The sequence below is a fragment of the Paraburkholderia sp. WC7.3g genome (assembly GCF_050436345.1).
Classification (GTDB): domain Bacteria; phylum Pseudomonadota; class Gammaproteobacteria; order Burkholderiales; family Burkholderiaceae; genus Paraburkholderia; species Paraburkholderia podalyriae.
This window is the reverse complement of record NZ_JBNDMA010000004.1, coordinates 1,070,993-1,088,887: the sequence shown is the minus strand read 5'-3', so window position 1 is coordinate 1,088,887 and position 17,895 is coordinate 1,070,993. Positions and strand designations below refer to the sequence as shown.

General features: G+C 65.2%; 14 protein-coding genes. 11 read left to right on the top strand and 3 right to left on the bottom strand.

The window, feature by feature from the left end; all coding sequences use genetic code 11:
- Positions 1 to 29: 29 nt before the first annotated feature.
- The 10 genes from OKW43_RS38500 to OKW43_RS38455 all read left to right on the top strand — a co-directional run bounded on the left by OKW43_RS38500 (position 30) and on the right by OKW43_RS38455 (position 14,682).
- The gene (locus tag OKW43_RS38500; RefSeq protein ID WP_429453847.1) at positions 30 to 1,418 is read left to right on the top strand and encodes a TolC family protein; all 1,389 of its coding nucleotides are present in this window, start codon (positions 30 to 32) and stop codon (positions 1,416 to 1,418) included.
- On the top strand, positions 1,415 to 2,479 hold the full coding sequence (locus OKW43_RS38495; RefSeq protein ID WP_429453845.1) for a metal transporter: 1,065 nt from the start codon (positions 1,415 to 1,417) through the stop codon (positions 2,477 to 2,479). Before OKW43_RS38500 ends, OKW43_RS38495 begins: the two co-directional genes overlap by 4 nt.
- Before the next feature lie 42 nt (positions 2,480 to 2,521).
- On the top strand, positions 2,522 to 5,641 hold the full coding sequence (locus OKW43_RS38490) for an efflux RND transporter permease subunit (RefSeq protein ID WP_429453843.1): 3,120 nt from the start codon (positions 2,522 to 2,524) through the stop codon (positions 5,639 to 5,641).
- A 158-nt stretch (positions 5,642 to 5,799) separates the two neighbouring features.
- Entirely contained in the window at positions 5,800 to 9,150 is a 3,351-nt protein-coding gene (locus tag OKW43_RS38485) for an HAD-IC family P-type ATPase (RefSeq protein WP_429453841.1), read from the top strand.
- Positions 9,035 to 9,499, top strand: coding sequence for a hypothetical protein (locus tag OKW43_RS38480; RefSeq protein ID WP_429453839.1), 465 nt, complete (start codon positions 9,035 to 9,037; stop codon positions 9,497 to 9,499). The genes OKW43_RS38485 and OKW43_RS38480 overlap by 116 nt, the downstream gene beginning before the upstream one ends.
- A gap of 81 nt (positions 9,500 to 9,580) precedes the next feature.
- Positions 9,581 to 11,617 carry a bifunctional DedA family/phosphatase PAP2 family protein gene (locus tag OKW43_RS38475; RefSeq protein WP_187638239.1) on the top strand — a complete coding sequence of 679 codons (2,037 nt, stop codon included), beginning with the start codon at positions 9,581 to 9,583 and terminating at the stop codon, positions 11,615 to 11,617.
- Positions 11,618 to 11,722: 105 nt separating this feature from the next.
- Entirely contained in the window at positions 11,723 to 12,130 is a 408-nt protein-coding gene (locus OKW43_RS38470) for a surface-adhesin E family protein (protein ID WP_429453836.1), read from the top strand.
- Positions 12,131 to 12,216: 86 nt separating this feature from the next.
- A complete protein-coding gene (locus OKW43_RS38465) occupies positions 12,217 to 13,422 on the top strand; it encodes an MFS transporter (protein ID WP_429453834.1) in 1,206 nt (401 codons plus the stop codon).
- A 26-nt stretch (positions 13,423 to 13,448) separates the two neighbouring features.
- Complete coding sequence (locus tag OKW43_RS38460) at positions 13,449 to 14,051, top strand: phosphatase PAP2 family protein (protein WP_187638236.1); 603 nt, start codon at positions 13,449 to 13,451, stop codon at positions 14,049 to 14,051.
- Between the two features lie 7 nt (positions 14,052 to 14,058).
- Positions 14,059 to 14,682 (top strand): HAD-IB family hydrolase, encoded by a 624-nt coding sequence (locus OKW43_RS38455; RefSeq protein WP_429453832.1) that lies wholly within the window; start codon positions 14,059 to 14,061, stop codon positions 14,680 to 14,682.
- Positions 14,683 to 14,950: 268 nt separating this feature from the next.
- Here the strand turns inward: OKW43_RS38455 and OKW43_RS38450 are convergent, their stop codons facing one another.
- Positions 14,951 to 15,535 carry a hypothetical protein gene (locus OKW43_RS38450; protein ID WP_429454782.1) on the bottom strand — a complete coding sequence of 195 codons (585 nt, stop codon included), beginning with the start codon at positions 15,533 to 15,535 and terminating at the stop codon, positions 14,951 to 14,953.
- On the opposite strand from OKW43_RS38450, the gene OKW43_RS38445 reads away from it, so the two are divergent.
- Positions 15,429 to 15,776, top strand: a complete 348-nt coding sequence (locus tag OKW43_RS38445; protein ID WP_376776486.1) for a tyrosine-type recombinase/integrase — start codon at positions 15,429 to 15,431, stop codon at positions 15,774 to 15,776. The genes OKW43_RS38450 and OKW43_RS38445 overlap by 107 nt on opposite strands.
- Before the next feature lie 80 nt (positions 15,777 to 15,856).
- Here the strand turns inward: OKW43_RS38445 and OKW43_RS38440 are convergent, their stop codons facing one another.
- Complete coding sequence (locus OKW43_RS38440) at positions 15,857 to 17,131, bottom strand: MFS transporter (RefSeq protein WP_429453829.1); 1,275 nt, start codon at positions 17,129 to 17,131, stop codon at positions 15,857 to 15,859.
- Positions 17,132 to 17,135: 4 nt separating this feature from the next.
- The gene (locus OKW43_RS38435; protein ID WP_187638233.1) at positions 17,136 to 17,879 is read right to left on the bottom strand and encodes an MBL fold metallo-hydrolase; all 744 of its coding nucleotides are present in this window, start codon (positions 17,877 to 17,879) and stop codon (positions 17,136 to 17,138) included.
- Between the last annotated feature and the right edge of the window lie 16 nt (positions 17,880 to 17,895).

Genomic DNA, 17,895 nt, shown 5'->3' with positions numbered 1-17,895 from the left:
CTGGCGCGCGCAGACCACTGGATGCCGCCATGCGCCGACCGTTGCTGCTTGCCTGTGTCGTACTGGCCGGGTGCGCGACCTACCATCCCGAGCCCATCGAGCCGACGCAGCTCACGCAAGACTTCGAGGAACGTTCGCTCACGAGCGATGGACTACACGCATGGCTCGCGCACGAGCTGGGGCACGACATCGGATGGCCGATGCCCCGCTGGAACCGCGAGATGCTCACGCTCGCGGCGTACTACTACAGTCCGGTGCTCGATATCGCGCGCGCCCAATGGGGCACCGCGAAAGCGGGCATCGACGTCGCCGGTGCGATTCCGAACCCGGTGCTGCAACTGCCGTTCCAGTACGCAACGCCCAACCCCGGACCGGGAGGGCCCTTTGTCACTGGCCCCTCTCTCGACATTCCGATCGAGACGGCGCACAAGCGCGGCTACCGCATCGACCAGGCATCGCACCTGTCGGAAGTGGCGCGTCTGAACATTGGCAATGAGGCGTGGAAGGTGCGTGCCCTGGTGCGCAATGCGCTGCTGTCCGTGTCCGCCGCGAAGCAGCGCGTTGCATTCCTGTCGCGCAAGGCTGACGCGCAGCAGCAGATTACCGGGATGGTGACCAGGCGCCGCGCGGTTGGCGAGAACGCCGGCCCCGACGTCGATGCGGCCGTGCTGGCGTCGACGCAGGCGCAAGCCGACCTAGCCGGCGCTCGCAGTGCGGAGCAGGATGCGCGCGCGCAACTGGCCGCGGCGATCGGCGTGCCAGTCGCGGCACTCGATGCAATCCAGCTCGATCTCGACGGCTTCAGCGAGGCTCCCTTGGCGCCGCCCGCCGTTGACGTGAAGCGCGAGGCGATTCTCCATCGGGCCGACCTGCTCGCGTCGCTTGCCGAGTATGCGGCCGCTGAGTCGGCAGTGCAGCTTGAGGTCGCGAAGCAATATCCGGACATCCATCTGGGGCCGGGCTACACGTACGACACCGGCACCCACAAGATCGCATTCGGGCTAGCCGGCATTTCGTTGCCGATCTTCGACCAGAACCAGGGGGGCATCGCGCAGGCTGAGGCGAAGCGCAAGGAGGCGGCCGCCCGCACCGCCGCGCTGCAGGACGCGATCCTCAGCGACCTCGATCACGCGCTTGCGCATTACCAGGCAAGCCTCGATGCAGTGCAACTGTCCGAAGCCCACCTGACCGCCGCGCGCAAACAAGTCGACAGCCAGGCCGCCAGCTTCGCTGCCGGCAACACGGATCGCCTCGCACTCACGCAGGCCAGGGCGGACTACCAGGCGAGCGGGATCGCCCATCTGGATGCGCTGGTGGCAGCACATCAGGCGGCCGGCGCACTCGAAGACGCGATGCAGCGGCCCCTCATACCCGACGTAGCGAACACAACGGTGACCGAACAAGAGATCCGGCGATGAAATACCGACTGTTTCTGTTTTGCGCCGTCACGCTGGCATTGCTTGCCGGCGCGTGCTGGTACATCTACCAGACGCTCTACTCAAGCCCGCCAGCGCGAAGCACCCCAGCACAAGCGGCGCCCCAGCCAACCGTGCAGACGGTGAACGGCGAAACGGTGGTGGTGGTCGGCGCCGACGCGCAGCGCGCGAGCCACATCGACGTCGCGCCGCTTGCGGCCGTGTCGGTGCAGCCCGACAGCAGCGCGTATGCGACGGTGATCGACCTGCAACCGCTCTTCGACCTGCGCAACCGGCTGGCTGCGGCGCTCGCGGATCGCGACAGCGCACGCGAGCAGGCCGCCGCGTCGCGTGCGCAGTATGAGCGCAGCCGCGTGCTGTACGCGGACGATCGCAACATCTCGCAGAAGAGCCTGCAGGACGCGCAGGCGTCCATGCAGGCTGCGCAGGCCAGGCTGCAGTCGGCCGACGCTGCACAGGGCGCGCTGGCCGCGACGCTACGGCAGCAATTCGGCGACGCTTTGACAAGTGCCGCGATGGCGCCGGGGTCCGCGCTGTTCCAGCGCCTGATGACCGGCCGCGCTGTCGTGTTGCGCGTCACGCTGCCCGCCGATCACAACGAAGACGCGCCCGCGCGCATCACGGTCGATGCACCGGACGGCCAGCCGGTGGCGGCGCAGAAGCTCTCGGCCTCGCCCCAGGGGGACCCGGCGGTCCAGGGCAACCCCTGGTTCTACGCCGCTGGGCGCGCGCTGCCGGTTGGCACCCGGACGAGCGCGCACGTGCCGTCATCGAACCAGCGCACGTCCGCGCTCGTGATCCCCGAGCGGGCCATCGTGTGGTACGGCGGACAGCCGTGGGCCTACGTGCGCACCGCGCCCGACCGCTTCACGCGGCGCTACGTGCCGGCAGCTTCCGCAGGCTACCAGGGTTTCGCCGTGACCAGCGGCTTTCATGCCGGCGACGCGGTGGTGATGCACGGCGCGCAATTGTTGCTCTCTGAGGAGCTGCGACCGCAGGGCATTGCGACGGCGTGCAAGGATCCGCCTGAATGCGATGACTGACCCGGGACTCTGCCCCGCACAACACGAACCCAGACACTGCTCATGCTCAACGCGATCATCCGGTTTTCGCTGCGCTTTCGCGGCGTCATTTACGCGCTGGCCGTGCTCCTGGCCGGTTATGGTCTCTATACATTGACGCGCGCGAAGCTCGATGTGTTTCCCGAGTTCGCCCCGCCGATGAGCATCGTCCAGACGGAGGCGCCAGGCCTGACGAGCGAGCAGGTCGAGACGCTCGTCACGCAGCCGATCGAAAACGCGCTCGGCGGCATGGTCGGGCTGCAGTCGATGCGCTCGAGGTCCCTGCAGGGCCTGTCCGCGGTCACGCTGGTGTTCGACGCTCACGCCAATGTGATGCAGGTCCGACAACTGGTGTCCGAGCGCGCGAACGCGCTCGCCGCGATGCTGCCTGCGGGCGTGCAGCCGCCGAGGCTGCTGCCGCTCACGACCACGACGAGCGTGGTGCGGACCATCGGCCTGACGTCAAAGACCCGCTCGCTGATGGATCTGTACGACATTGCGCAGTGGACGGTCAAGCCGCAACTGCTGAGCGTGCCGGGCGTGGCCGATGCGATCGTGTTCGGCGGCGACACGCGCCAGCTGCAGATCCAGGCCGATCCGGCGAAGCTGATGCGCTATGGCCTGTCGATCCAGGACGTGATCGCCGCCGCACGCCTGTCCACCGGCGTGCGCGGCGCGGGCTTCATCGAGAACGACAATCAGCGCATCGCGGTCAACGTAGATGGCCAGATCACAACGCCGGCCAGGCTCGCCGGCATCGTGCTGCGCTGGAGCAACGGCGCGGCCGTCCGGCTCGGCGACATCGCGACCGTCACCTGGGGCAGCGCGCCGGCGGTCGGCGCAGCATCGATCATGGGCCAACCCGGCGTGATGCTGGTGCTGGAAAGCCAGTACGGCACCAATACGCTAGCCGTCACGAAGGACATCGAGAAGACGCTCGCCACGCTCAAGCCGGTACTGGCCCAGCAAGGCATCGACCTGAACGCGGACGTGTTCCGGCCGGCCAACTTCATCGACGCATCGGTCGGCCACCTGCGCACGGCACTGCTGGTCGGCGCGGTGCTGGTGATCGCGGTGCTGTTCCTGTTCCTGCTCAATGTGCGGACCGCCGTCATTTCGGCGATCGCGATTCCGCTGTCTCTCCTGATCGCGATCATCGTGCTGACGTCGTTCGGCGTGAGCCTGAACACGATGACGCTCGGCGGCCTCGCGATCGCGCTCGGCGAGGTCGTCGACGACGCCATCATCGATGTCGAGAACATCTACCGCCGGCTGCGCCAGAACCGCAATCGGCCTGCGCCACTGCCGGCCTTCCGGGTCGTGCTGCGCGCGTCGCTCGAGGTACGCAGCGCGGTCGTGTTCGCGACCTTCATCGTGGCGCTGATCTTCCTGCCGGTGCTGACGCTTTCGGGCGTGGGCGGCAAGCTGTTCGCGCCGCTCGGCGTGGCGTACATCCTCGCGGTGCTGGCCTCGCTCGGCGTCGCGCTCACGCTCACGCCGGCGATGGCGCTCGCGCTGCTCGCGCACGGGCCGCTGCCTGCGCACGAGCCCCGTTTGCTCACCTGGCTGAAGGCGCGCTATACCGCGCTGCTGCTGAAGGTCGAGCAGCGCGTGAAAACCATCATGGTAATCGTGGCGCTCCTGTGTGTCGCGGCGCTGGCCTCGCTGCCGTTCATGAGCGGCAACTTCATTCCGGAGTTGCGCGAGGGCCACTACATCGTGCATATGGGGCTGGCGCCAGGGACCTCGCTGGCCGAGTCGATGCGCATCGGCACGCGGGTCTCGCAGGCATTGATGCAGGTGCCAGGCGTGCGCCTCGTCGCGCAGCGCGCCGGCCGCGCCAACGAGGTCGTCGATCCGGTCGGGGTACAACTGAGCGAGTTCGAGGTCGATCTCAAACCGATGAGCGCATCCGGGCAAAGCGCAACACTTCGTCGGGTCCAGCAGATGCTCGCGCGCTTCCCCGGCCTGACCACGTCGGTCAACACATTTCTCGTCGAGCGCATCAACGAGACCATTTCGGGTGCGACGGCGCCGGTCGTCGTTAGCGTGTTCGGCGACAACCTCGACGTCATCGACCGCAAGGCGCAGGACATCGCCCGCCTGCTGGGGACGATCCGCGGCGCGGCGAGCGTACAGGTGGAATCGCCCCCGGGCATTCCCGAGCTCGACGTCAGACTAAAACCCGACCAGTTGAGCCGCTGGGGCTTCAGGCCAGTGGAGGTGCTCGACGCGATCCAGAGCGCGTACCAGGGCGCAACCGTCGCGCAAACCTATGAAGGCAGCCGCACCTACGACGTCACGGTGGTCCTGGCGCCCGGTGCGCGCCAGAGTCTGGGCGACGTGGGTGCATTGATGCTGCGTAATCCTGAGGGCCTCGCCGTCCCGTTGCGCGAACTGGCGACCATCGGCCAGGTCTCCGGCCGATACCAGATCACGCATGACGGCGGGCGACGCATGCAGAGCGTCTCCGTGACTCTCGGCAGCCGCGCAGCGAGCGATTTCGTGGCGGAGGCGCAGGCGCGCGTCAATCGCGAGATCGCGATGCCCAGGGGCACCTACGCGGTGTTCTCGGGAGAAAGCGAGGCGCGCACACAGTCGCAGCGCGACCTGCTCGCGTACGGCGCGATGTCCGTCATCGGTATCGCACTGCTGCTGTTCCTCGCGATGAAGAGCCGGCGCGGCGTCGTGCTGGTAATGGTGAATCTGCCGTTCGCGCTGGTGGGCGGGGTGCTGAGCGTGGTGCTCACGGGCGGCAACCTGTCGCTGGGCGGCATGGTGGGCTTTGTGACGCTGTTCGGTATTTCATTGCGCAACTCGATCATGCTGATCAGCCACTACGAACACCTGGTGCACGTCGACGGGATGGCCTGGGGTGCCGACACCGCCGTGCGCGGTGCGTCCGAGCGTCTGATCCCGATCCTGATGACCGCGCTCGTGACCGGGTTGGCGCTGCTGCCGCTTGCTGCGACGAGCGGCGCGGCCGGCAACGAGATCGAGGGGCCGATGGCGATCGTGATTCTGGGCGGGCTGATTACCTCCACCGTGCTGAACCTGATCGTGCTGCCCACGCTTGCGCTGCGTTACGGCCGCTTTGAGCGGGACACGCTGGCCGAGCCGCAAGCCGCATCATCGAACGGATAAACGGAGCCAATTCGCAGGGTTGCCGCCGTTACGCAACGGCACGCCCGCAGACTCCATTTTTTGACAGGTCGTCCAGTGGACCTTGCATTGCGGCAGGTAAGGAGCGGATCGTGGCGGCACCCCTTGAAGGCCTGAGCGGATCGGATGTCGAAGCGCGCGTGCAACGCGCCCAGGTGAACCGCGTTGCACGACGGACCAGCCGCAGCCTCGGCGAAATCGTCCGCGTCAATGTGCTGACGCGATTCAATGCGCTGCTGGGTTCGCTGTGCGCGATCGTACTGGCCGTCGGTCCGTGGCAGGACGCGCTGTTCGGTGGCGTCCTGGTTGCGAACTCACTGATCGGCATCATTCAGGAACTGCGCGCGAAACGCACACTGGATCGCCTCGCGTTGCTGCAACAGCCGCGTGCTAGCGTGCGGCGCTCGGGTCAAACAATCCAGATCGACATGGCCGACATCGTGGTGGACGACCTGATCGAGATCAACCGGGGCGATCAGATCGTGGTGGACGGCGTTCTTGGCGAAGCCGATGGGCTGGAAATCGACGAATCGTTGCTGACGGGTGAATCCGAGCCACAAACGAAAGCGCCGGGGCAACGGCTACTGTCGGGCAGCTTTGTCGTCGCCGGTCATGGGTTCTATCGCGCAACGGGCGTCGGCCCCGATGCGTATGCGCACCGGCTCGCGGCGCAGGCGCAGCACTTCGTACCGCCACACTCGGAACTCAGCGCCGGCATCAATCGCATTCTCCGCTACGTCGGCTGGGCGATTGCACCGGTTTCTGCGTTGCTCCTGTTAAGCCAGCTCCTGAGGCAGGCCCCCCTCGCCCAGGCGGTGCTCTTCTCGAGTGGCGGGGTCGTGGGCATGGTGCCCGAGGGCCTGGTGCTGCTGACCAGCGTCGCGCTGGCTGTGGGCGCAATGCGGCTGGCACAACGCGGTGCGCTCGTGCAGGAGTTGTCCGCGATCGAGACGTTGGCGCGCATCGACGTGCTCTGCCTTGACAAGACCGGGACGCTCACCGAGGGCGAGCCGACGATGGAACGGGTGGAGCTTCTCGTCGAGCACCGTGACGCGCTGGATGCGCTGGCCGCATTGGCACTGGGCGATCCTGCGCCGAACACGACGTTGCGCGCCATTGCCGCCCAATATTCGATGCCGTTGGGATGGACGGCCTCGGTCGCCGTACCGTTTTCGTCAGCCCGAAAATGGGCCGGCGCATCATTTGGGGAATTCGGGACCTGGATCCTCGGCGCCCCCGACGTGATACTGGCCGGCATGGCGGCAGAGGAAAATGTGCGGCTGGCGGTCGCGAACTACGCGACAGAGGGGCACCGGGTGCTGCTGCTCGCGCAGGCGAGCAGCACGCTGGCCGGCCAGACGATGCCGCAGGACCTGACACCGGTCGCCCTGGTGCTGCTCACCGAGCGCATCCGGGACGATGCCGCGGCGACGCTCGCCTACTTTGCGGCTCAACGGGTGACCGTGAAGGTGATCTCCGGAGAACATCCCCGCACGGTGGCGGAGGTGGTGAGACGGGCTGGCATGACGGACGTACACGCTGGCGTCGATGCGCGCGAATTGCCGGACGATCCGGCGCACCTGGCGGAGCTGATGGAACAGGCATCGGTATTCGGCCGCGTCTCGCCGCAACAGAAAAAAGCGATGGTGGCCGCGCTGCGTGCCCGTGGACATGTGGTGGCGATGATCGGCGATGGGGTGAACGACCTGCTCGCGCTCAAGGAAGCCGACATCGGCATTGCGATGGGCGGCGGCAGCAGCGCCGCGGCGGCCGTTGCCCAGGCGGTGCTGGTGGACAACCGGTTTGCCAGCCTGCCCGCGATTGTCGATGAAGGCCGGCGCGTGATCGGCAACGTCGAGCGGCTCGCCAATCTGTTCGTGACCAAGACCGTGTATGCAATGCTGCTCGCGTTCGCCGTCGGTGTGGCCGATCTTGCCTTTCCGTTTCTGCCGCGACATCTGACGCTGGTCGGTTCGCTGACGATCGGCATCCCGGCGTTCTTTCTGTCGCTGGAGGCCAGCGCCGAACGGGCGCGCAGCGGGTTCGTCGAACGGGTGCTGCGCTTTGCGGTGCCGGCCGGCGTACTGGCTGCGATCGCGACGTTCGCTTCGTATTCGATCGCGCTCGGCTATCTCGGCGCAACGCTCGATCAAGCCCGCAGCGCGGCCGGCACCGTGCTGTTCGGCGTGACCCTGTGGATCCTGTTGCTGCTGGCGCGGCCGCTGACACCCTTGCGGTTCACGCTCGTCGCCGCGATGGCCCTAACGTTCGCGTCCATCGCAGTACTGCCTGCGTTGAGCGCTTTCTTCGCGCTCGAGGTCTTGCCGCTGCACATCTGGCTCGGGGTCGCAGGCGTTACTGCGATCGCCTGTTCGGGCATGTACTGGATTGTGAAGCAGGTGAGCACTGCCCGGCCGCCTGCGGAGGACCGACACGCCGGGCGCATCAGGTCCATTCCCCATGCGCTGTTTTCGCTGTGGCGCCGGCACATCGTGCTGTCGACATCGGCGGCACTTCTCATCATCGGCAGCGCCTGGCTGTTCCTCGGTGTGCTGGAAGACGTGCTCGCGAAGGATCCGCTCGTCCAGTTCGATCTCGTCGTCTATCGATATCTGCAGGACGTGCGGCTGCCTTCGCTGGATTCGGTGATGGTGGCGATATCGGAGCTTGGCGACGCGGCCGTGATTCTGCCGGTCGTGCTGGCCGTGCTGGCGTGGTTCATCTGGCGCCGGCTCTGGCAGTCGGCGATCTATTGGCTCGCAGCCATTGGCGGCGCCGGGATCATCGTGAAGCTGCTCAAGCTGGCGCTTCACCGGCCGCGTCCGAATCCGTACTCGGTCGGCGCGGAAAGTTTTTCATTCCCGAGCAGCCACGCCACGCTCAGCGTCGTCGCCTACGGCTTTCTGGCGTTCCTGCTGTGCCACGACCAGCGCCACCGCGCGAGGACCGCGATCGTGGTCGCTGCGGCGATTGGCATTGCACTCATCGCGTCATCGCGGCTGTATCTCGGCGTGCACTGGGTCTCCGATGTTCTCGCCGGCATGAGCCTCGGACTTGCGTGGATTGCGGTACTGGCCATCGCGTATGGGCTGCGGGTACGCGAGAACCCTGGCTCGCGACGCTTGTTGCTGATCGTCGCCGCCACGGTACTCGCAGGCGGTTCGCTCCATATCGCGCAACAACACGATCCGGACCTGGCGCTCTACGCGCCTTCACGCACCCATAAGGAAATGACGGCCACCCAGTGGGCGTCAACCGGATGGCAGGCATTGCCTGTCGGCCGGGTGGTGGTGTGGGTGTGTGGTCATGCCGGGCAGGATCGCCGAACCGTTCAGGGTGCAGTGGATCGGCACGGCTGCAACGATCGGGAACGCGTTGAGCGCTGCGGGATGGACGCCCGCCGCGCATTGGTCACCGCTCGCGATACTGGACGCCTGGCTGGGGCTCACACCTTCATCGGCGTCGCCCCCGGTTCAGCTCGAGTTTCATGACGGATCCGTCGCGAGAATAGTCTTCGTCCAGTCTGTCGCAGCGCTGCCCGACACGCTACTGGTGCTTCGATTGTGGCCGAGCAGTTATGTGATCAGCCGTGCAAGCGGAGCACCCGATAGCGTCCCGATCTGGGTCGGTACCGTTACACGTGAGCGCGTAGCGGATGTCAGCGCATTTCCGTTTTCCGGTCCTGCTCCAGCAGACGACTTTGATGCGACGGGTATGACGGTCGCACTACAGTTCCCGGACGCCCGGGTGGTCACGCGTGGTGACCATTCGCTCAAGACATGGGATCGGCGTGTGGTGCTGCTGTGCGCGAAGGACTCGCTGACATGTCCGCGTCCATGACAGCCAGCACAACGCCGATGACGCGCGACGAGGAGCATCCCGTGCCGACCCGGCCGCCACCCTTTGTTACCGGGATTGCACATGCACGCATGGCTCAGTAGCATCAGCGCCCATCCGCATCTTGTGCTCGCGATCGTCTTCGTCGTCGCCTGCGCGGAGTCGCTGGCCGTCGTCGGTACGATTGTTCCCGCGGGCATCGTGATGTTCGTAGCGGGTGCGCTGATCGGAGCCGGTGCGCTGGACGGCTGGGTGACGCTGGCCGTGGCCGCGCTCGGAGCGATTGCCGGCGACGGTATCAGCTATGAACTGGGTCGTCGGTATCACGGCGAAGTCCACGCGTGGTGGCAAGCGAAGGGACACGAAGCCACTTATGCGCGCGGTGAGCGTTTCGTTCAACAGCATGGCGGGAAAAGCATTGTGCTGGCCCGCTTCTTTGCGCCGGTGCGCGCGATCGTGCCGCTGATCGTCGGCGCCGCACGCATGACCAGGCTGAGGTTCTACCCAATCAACATTGCGTCGGCACTGGCCTGGTCGCCGGCGCATATCGGCCCGGGGATCGTGTTCGGCGCGTCGGCGCAACTCGCCGAAGCCGTCAGTGGCCGCCTGGCCGCGATGCTGCTCATGCTGGCGGCATTGCTCTGGCTTGTCGTGCGGCTGACACGCCTGGGGCTCCGGCGCGGTGTGCCGTTCGTCAAGACTGCTTCCCAACGGGCGATACAGCGTCTCAGCCGTCGGCATCCTCGCCTGGCGAGCCGTTTAGCGAGCATCGTCGATCCGGGCAAGCCGGAGTCGCTGACACTTCTGGTGCTGGGGCTGCTCTTCATTGGCAGCGTGTGGCTGTTTCTGGGCATCCTGCAGGACGTGGTTGCACGTGATCCGCTGGTGCAGGCCGACACCATCATCTACAGCTTCCTGCAGACCTTGCGGACAGTACCGACCGACCGCGTGATGCTCGCCATGGCCAGGTTCAGCGGGTACGGTGTGGGTCTCGTCGTGGCCGCCGGCGTTCTGATCTGGCTCGTCGTGCAGCGATGCTGGCGCACAGCGGCCTGGTGGCTTCTCACGGTCGGTGTAGCGGCTGCCTTGAGTCCCGTCATCGAGCCCGGGGTGGGTTACGTGCGGCCGTTCAACTGGCAAACGGGCGCTGCCCATGCACCGTTGCCCAGCGGCAATGCCACCTTCAACCTGCTCGTGTACGGTTTTCTTGGCTGGCTGCTGGTGCGCCGGCAGCCGCCCCTCTGGCGCAGTACCGTCCTCGCGGTCGTCGCCATCTGGGTGGTGATGACCGGGTTTGCCCGCCTGTATCTCGGGGAAAACTGGCTCGCGGACGTGCTGGGCGGCTGGAGCCTGGGGCTCGCGTGGTTGGCGGTACTGGCGGGCGCCTACACGTACCGGCAGGTGCGTGACGACGTGCGGCCTCGACTTCTGGCTGTCATTGTCATCGCGTTACTCGCCATCTTCGGTCCCTGGACGAGCGCTGAGCGTTTTCAGGCTGATTTCGCCCGGTACGCGCCCCGAACGCACCAGACTGTGCTCACGCTTGATCAGTGGACCAGCGGTGCCTGGCGCGCGCTACCGGAAAGACGCACCGAGATCAGCGGCGATGAGGAAGAGCCCTTCCCGTTGCAGTGGGCCGCGAGTTCCGATGCGATTGCACACAGTCTCGAACCAGCGGGCTGGCACGTTGCGCCGGCATGGTCCGCCAGGTCTGCCTTGCTGTGGCTGTCGCCGGCAGCATCGGTGGAGGCCTTGCCGGTACTGCCGAAGCTGGCCGAAGGAAACAGCGCTGAGCTGACGTTCATGAAACTCGATCCGCAGCGGCCGATGACCCGGTTGCTGCTGCGGCTCTGGCGATCGCATTACCGGTTGATGGCCGGCAATACGCCCAATGGCATGGCCGATGCGCCGATCTGGTACGGTGCACTGTACCAGGAAACGTTTCGCCGGCCGTGGCAACTGGTCACGATCGGCAGCACCACGACCTGGCCGGATGCGTCCGCGATCCCCCATCTGTTGCCCACCGGAATGCCGCTGTTGAGCCGCTCGACGCTCGAAGGCGGGTCGGTTCGGCGCGCAGTGCTGGTCTTGCCGACCGTCCCCGAAGCACCACCCCATTGAAACGCTGGGCCGCAAACGATCATGACGCAATGTACTGCGCGGCGGGCCTGGACGGCTGCCACAACGGAAGCTGGGAAGTTGCCGGATACGCGACTGGTGCGACGGGTGCGACTGGTGCTCGCCGTTGCCCTGGTCGTGGCCACATTCGGCACGCAGGCAGGCGCCGAATGGGTGCGGGTTGCCTCGAGCCCCGACGAGCAGGTCTTCGTGGATGCCGGATCGCTGGCGAAAGATTCGCGTGGATTCATCAGCGTCTGGACGAAAACGCTCTATACGGTGCCGCAGACCGCGGTTGGGATACAGTATGCCGCCGACATGACACGCTTTGTGCTGGATTGCGCCGACGCGCGCTATGGCGTCGTCGGCGGCAAATTTCTTGACGTCCACGGAAACGTGCTCCGGCAGTTCGATGAACCGGCGGGCGAACTTCAGCCGATTCCCGTGGCAACGAAAATTGACGCCGTCGCAAAGGCTATCTGCAGTGCAGGTGGCCATGCCTCGCGAGGCAAATAGTGCAACGCCGCTCTGGTTCTTCGGTTCAGCATTGCAGGAGCGGCGAAGACGCGTCGCGATCAGACTACCTCTACCCATGACAACCTATGATCCCTGACACATCTTCCGTCACGAGGATCACGATTCCGCGCACGGTCTGGGCGCTCGGCTTCGTGAGCCTCTTTATGGACCTGTCGTCCGAACTCGTACACGCGTTGCTGCCGATTTTCCTCGTGACGACGATGGGCATGAGCGTGACCGCGCTCGGTGTGCTCGAAGGCGCGGCCGAAGCGACTGCGATGATCGTCAAGGTCTTCTCCGGGCCAGTCAGCGACTGGCTGGGGCGGCGTAAGGGCTTGTTGCTGCTCGGCTATGGGCTGGCCGCGCTGACAAAGCCGTTGTTCCCGCTCGCGAGCACACCTGCGCTGGTGGCAACGGCCCGCCTGCTCGATCGCGTCGGCAAGGGCATTCGCGGCGCCCCGCGCGATGCGCTGGTGGCCGACGTGGCGCCGCCTGCAATCCGCGGCGCGTGCTTCGGGTTGCGCCAGTCGATGGATACCATTGGCGCCTTTGTCGGGCCGCTACTCGCGATCGGGCTGATGCTCTGGTTCAGCGATCATATTCGCACTGTCCTGTGGTTTGCGGTCGTGCCGGCCTTCATCGCGATCGCCCTGATCGCATTTGGCGTCGACGAACCGGAGCACGCCCCGGCGCAGCGTCGCTTCCGGTTCCCGTTGCACAGGCGCGCACTGCGCGAATTCCCGGCGCGCTACTGGTTCATCGTTGTCATCGGCGCCACCTTCACGCTCGCGCGTTTTAGTGAGGCGTTCCTCGTGCTGCGCGCCCAGCAGACCGGGCTGGATCTCGCGTGGATCCCCGCCGTGATGGTGGTGATGAGTGTCGCCTATTCGGTTTCGGCGTATCCGGTCGGGATACTTTCCGACCACCTGGATCGACGGGTCCTGCTCGCACTCGGTCTCGCGTTGCTGATCGCCGCCGATGTGGTGCTGGGGCTGGGTAAGTCCACTGCCTCCATGTTCATCGGCGTCGCCATGTGGGGTCTGCACATGGGTTTTACGCAGGGCATTGTCGCGGCGATGGTGGCTGAGGCATCACCCGTCACGTTGCGTGGCACCGCATTCGGCGTGTTCAATCTCGCCAGCGGCGTGTGCATGCTGCTCGCGAGCGCACTCGCGGGCTGGCTGTGGGACCACGTTGGCGCGCCGACGACCTTTCTGACAGGCGCGGCGCTCGTCGTCGTGCCGTTATGCCTGTGCTGGTTTGCGCCACGACGGGTCGCACATCGCGCCTGATCAACTATTCACCATAAACCTTTGCAATGACAACACTCGAAGCGTTGAATCAGGCTCTCTTTCTCATGATCAACGGAACGGCGTCGACACCAGCGTGGCAAGTCGGCACGGCGCTGGTGATCGCCGATTACCTGATCTGGCTGATTCCGCTGCTGCTCGTGGGCATATGGCTCTCGGGCGACGAGAGGCAGCGCGGCCTCGCCATCCGTGCGTGCGTTGTAGCGATGCTCGGCGTCGGCGCGAATCAGCTCATCGGAATGGTTTGGCAGCATCCACGGCCATTCATGATCGGGCTCGGCCATACGTTCCTGCCGCACGCGCCGGACTCGTCGTTTCCGAGCGATCACGCCACCGTGTTCGCCGGCGTTGCGTTGACGCTGCTGTTGGGCGGGATGCGACGGCTCGGCGGACTCACGCTTCTGATCGGTACCACAGTGGCGTGGGCGCGCGTGTTTCTGGGCGTGCATTTTCCGCTCGACATGATCGGGGCCGTCGCCGTTGCATGCGTCGCCTACGCGCCGATCGCGCCGCTCTGGCAACTCGGCGGCACACCCGTGACGCACTTGATGGTCGCGTTATACCGCAAACTCCTGGCGCGGCCGATCAGCCTCGGCTGGCTGCGCCCCTGACCGACCGATGCACACCCATCACGTCGTTGCCGCCTTCGACTTCGATGGCACGATCACCACCTCCGACAGCCTGCGTGATTTCATCCGTTATGCGGTCGGTACTGGCCGATTGGCTGCCGGAGCGGTACGCGCGGCGCCATGGCTCGCCGGCTTGCTGCTCGGCGTGTGCGACCGGGGTGATGCGAAAGCGCGTTTTCTTGCCGCGACCGTCGGCGGGCATGACGGCGTGCGAGCTGGAGGGGCGGCGCAGGACTACGCCGCTCAAAGACTGCCCGCCCTGATCCGCCCGGAGATGGTCGCGAGAGCCCAGGAACATGAACGCCGCAGCCACCGGCTGGTGCTGGTCAGCGCGTCTCCGTCGCTGTACCTGACGGTTTGGGCCGCCCGCGCGGGTTTCGACGCGGTGCTCGCCACGGAGCTTGAATTCCGGGACGGTCGGTTTGCTGGCCGCCTGGCGTCGCCGAATTGCTGGGGGCCCGAGAAGGTGCGGCGGCTACAGCAATGGTTTGGCAGTGATCAGCCACCTGTGCTGTATGCGTGTGGCGACAGCCGGGGCGACCGGGAAATGCTCGCGCTTGCCGATCACGCGTGGCTGCGTGGCGACGGCGCATTGCCCCTGATCGATGCGTAGCAGCGCAAAACGCGCGCGGGCTGACCCGCCACCGCTCGCGTATGACCTATATCCATGAAACTGACCACGACGTGCCTTATCACGTAAGCGGCAGCTTTCAGCAGCTTCACGTCATTTTGAGCGTCACGATCACACGTCGGATCCGCGCTGACATTTCTCGATGCGGCATATCCGTCCCATTTTCGCGTAGTTAAACGCGGTTCCGACCTGTGTGAAGCCCGCCAGCGGGCGACCTCATTGCGTGATGCGCAGTGCGCAGATTCACACCTCATTGCCCGGCATTCTCGAACGGCAACTGCCAAACGGTCACGGTGTTCGTATTGTCGTTGACCGCCGCAAAGCGCACGAACTCTTGATGCGGCGGCGTGAACGCCAGTCCGAAGGCACCGTCTGGCGCCGGGTCGATGGAAAGCTGCGCGACGAAGCGGCCTTGCGGCGTGAGTTCGACGATTTCGCTCGGCTGCTTCGGATCGCTGTTGACCGCATCGCCATTCGCGACGAACAGATGGCCGTTCGGTCCAAGGGCCATTGCGATCGGACCGCGAAGATGCGCGTTGTCCGCGTAGATCAGCACGCCTTTGCCGCCATCGTGCTGCGAGTTACCCACACCGAAGACGGCGAAGATCGCGTTATCGGCGGTCGACGCGACATAGGGTACGTCGCGTTGCGGATCGTAGGCGAGTCCGGTCGGTCCAACGACCAGCGCCGCCGGATCGCTGCGGAACGCGTATCCGGAGGCGATCTGCGTGCTGCGATTCAGATGCACGCCGTCGTCGTCGACGCTCACGTCGAGACGCACGACCGTCCCGTTGAGCACGTGCCTGGATGATATCGACTGGGCCGACGGCGTCATTCACATCCGTGGGGCCAAGTCTCGTCGCGATCGTGATCTGCCGCTGTTCCGTGACGTCGGCCGCGCATTGCTGGCGTACGTCAAAGGGGAACGTCCTTCGTCGTCGCAGAGGGCGATATTTCTGCAAGCGATTCCGCCGAGGGGGCCACTCTCAGACTCGAGCGCGGTTTCCAAGATCGTCCGGCGAGCCTTGAGTCGTGCCGGCCTCTATCCTTCTCGCGGGGCAGCACCGATCAGCTAATACGAATGACTCAAAAGCAACCGGAAGCGGCCATCAATCGCTCCCGTCGGCCTCTCACTTTTGTCTGCCCCCACGCGGTATCAGAGCGTGCGAGTCGCCGCAGAATTCTTCAATGATGGTTCTCGCATGGCGATCGCGACGACAACGCCCGACATGAACGTGACGACGGCGATTGCCAGAATGGCATCGGCAAAACCAAAGCGATCAGCGATGACGCCCGCCGAAAGCGCGCCAATCGCGTAACCGAGGTCTCGCCAGAACCGGTATACGCTAAGTGATCGAGCCCGCCAGCTCGGCTCTGAGGCGTCCGATACTGCTGCAATCAGGCTCGGGTAGACCATCGCGGTGCCGAGGCCGAGCAACACGCTCGCAACCAGCCACCACCAGAACTGCCCGGTGAGCGCAGTCAGCAAGAGTCCGGCGGCCTGAACCCACATGCCGATGACGATAAGGCCCTTGCGGCCCCACCTGTCGCTCAACGGGCCGGTGACAACCTGACAGACGCCCCACACAATCGGATAAATAGCCTTGAGGATACCTATCTGTTTGACGCCGAGTCCGAGTCCCGTGAAAAACAATGGGAAAATGCCCCAGCTCATGCCGTCGTTGAGGTTGTTGATCAATCCGGCCTGCGACGCCGCGAACAGATTGCGGTCCCCGATGGTGGTCAGCAGGAAAACATCGCGGAACGAGAGTGACGACGCTTCCCTGGGCTTGCCCGCGACCTCAAGCCGAACATGTTCGCGCGTATCGTGCACCACAAGGACCGACAGCATCAGGCCGGCTGCCGCATAGAAGATCCCCAGGTAGATCGGGATAGGTCGAAGGCCGTACCGGCTCGCCAGATAGCCAGTGAGAAACGCGGTCAGACCAACTGCGAAATAGCCTGCAAACTCGTTAAGGCCGACCGCAAGTCCGCGCCCTTTCGGGCCAACCAGATCTACTTTCATGAGCACGGTCATGGACCATGCAAAGCCCTGACTGGCGCCAAGCAGGACGTTGGCCGCGACCACCCACTCCCAGTGTGGCGCGGCAATGATCATGAAGGGTACGGGAAGCGCAAGCAGCCAGCCGACGACCAGCACACGCTTGCGGCCCCACGTGTCGGCTAACTGTCCCGAAACTAGGTTGGCGAGGGCTTTGACCACCCCGAAGCTGACGATGAAGGAGGTAATGAGCGTCGCAGACTCGAGGTGGAATTCTTTCGCTCCGATCAGAGGTACGACCGTCCGCTCGATGCCAACCATGCCCCCCACGAATGCATTGACCAGCACGAGCAATGAGAACTGCCGCCAGTTTTCCTTGAGCCCTAGCCGAACTGAGAGCCGGGCAGACGAAACGGCTGTCTCTCTCATCACGCTATGCTCCAGCGGCGCTGCGGCCGGAATTGACCGCACGCAGGCGGGCTGCTTCAGGCGGTGGCGGCGGTACATCGTCTAGCATGAAGCGGATGAATTCTTCCTCGCTCTCGATGCCGAACGCCCGGTTGTGCCGCTTCTCGAAGCCTAGTGTCGAGGTCGGGTTCGCGCTAAGACTGCGGCCGCAGGCCGAACCCGCGTAGGCACCGGGCAAGACTTCCAGGTAGTCAGGAAGCGCCCTGAGCTTTTGCACGCTGCGGAAAAGGTCTTTCGCGCCCTCTGCCGCGCTCACGGCCAGTTCAGTTCGGCCGAGGTCGCCGATCATGAGTGTGTGACCGGTTACGACCAGCCACGGCTCATCAGCGCGCGTGCGGTCTGTCACAAGCAGACAGATATGCTCGGGTGTATGACCGGGCGTGTGGAGCACCTTGAGGACGACATTGCCGAGCGGGATCTCGTCGCCGTCATCAACGCCTTTGAAGGGCACTGCAATGTCGGCCTTCGCCGAAAGCACATATTCAGCGCCCGCCGCATCGGCGACGGCCCGCCCGGTAGAGACGTGATCGGCATGCACATGCGTGTCGATCACGTAGCTGATCTTCATCATCCCCGTGGCCTCGGCCGCTTGCAGATAGATGCCGGGCTCGGCCACCGGATCGATCACAACGCCCGTCGCCTTGCCGCCGCAGCCCAGGAGGTACGAAATCCCAACGGGATCGGAATGGAGGAATTGCCGTACGATCATCAGATTGCTCCTCACT

Coding starts and splice junctions, on each gene's coding strand:
- OKW43_RS38475 (WP_187638239.1), top strand. CDS start 9,581: ATGCACGCATGGCTCAGTAGCATCAGCGCCCATCCGCATCTTGTGCTC.
- OKW43_RS38490 (WP_429453843.1), top strand. CDS start 2,522: ATGCTCAACGCGATCATCCGGTTTTCGCTGCGCTTTCGCGGCGTCATT.
- OKW43_RS38450 (WP_429454782.1), bottom strand. CDS start 15,535: ATGACGCCGTCGGCCCAGTCGATATCATCCAGGCACGTGCTCAACGGG.
- OKW43_RS38455 (WP_429453832.1), top strand. CDS start 14,059: ATGCACACCCATCACGTCGTTGCCGCCTTCGACTTCGATGGCACGATC.
- OKW43_RS38495 (WP_429453845.1), top strand. CDS start 1,415: ATGAAATACCGACTGTTTCTGTTTTGCGCCGTCACGCTGGCATTGCTT.
- OKW43_RS38435 (WP_187638233.1), bottom strand. CDS start 17,879: ATGATCGTACGGCAATTCCTCCATTCCGATCCCGTTGGGATTTCGTAC.
- OKW43_RS38465 (WP_429453834.1), top strand. CDS start 12,217: ATGATCCCTGACACATCTTCCGTCACGAGGATCACGATTCCGCGCACG.
- OKW43_RS38500 (WP_429453847.1), top strand. CDS start 30: ATGCGCCGACCGTTGCTGCTTGCCTGTGTCGTACTGGCCGGGTGCGCG.
- OKW43_RS38440 (WP_429453829.1), bottom strand. CDS start 17,131: ATGAGAGAGACAGCCGTTTCGTCTGCCCGGCTCTCAGTTCGGCTAGGG.
- OKW43_RS38460 (WP_187638236.1), top strand. CDS start 13,449: ATGACAACACTCGAAGCGTTGAATCAGGCTCTCTTTCTCATGATCAAC.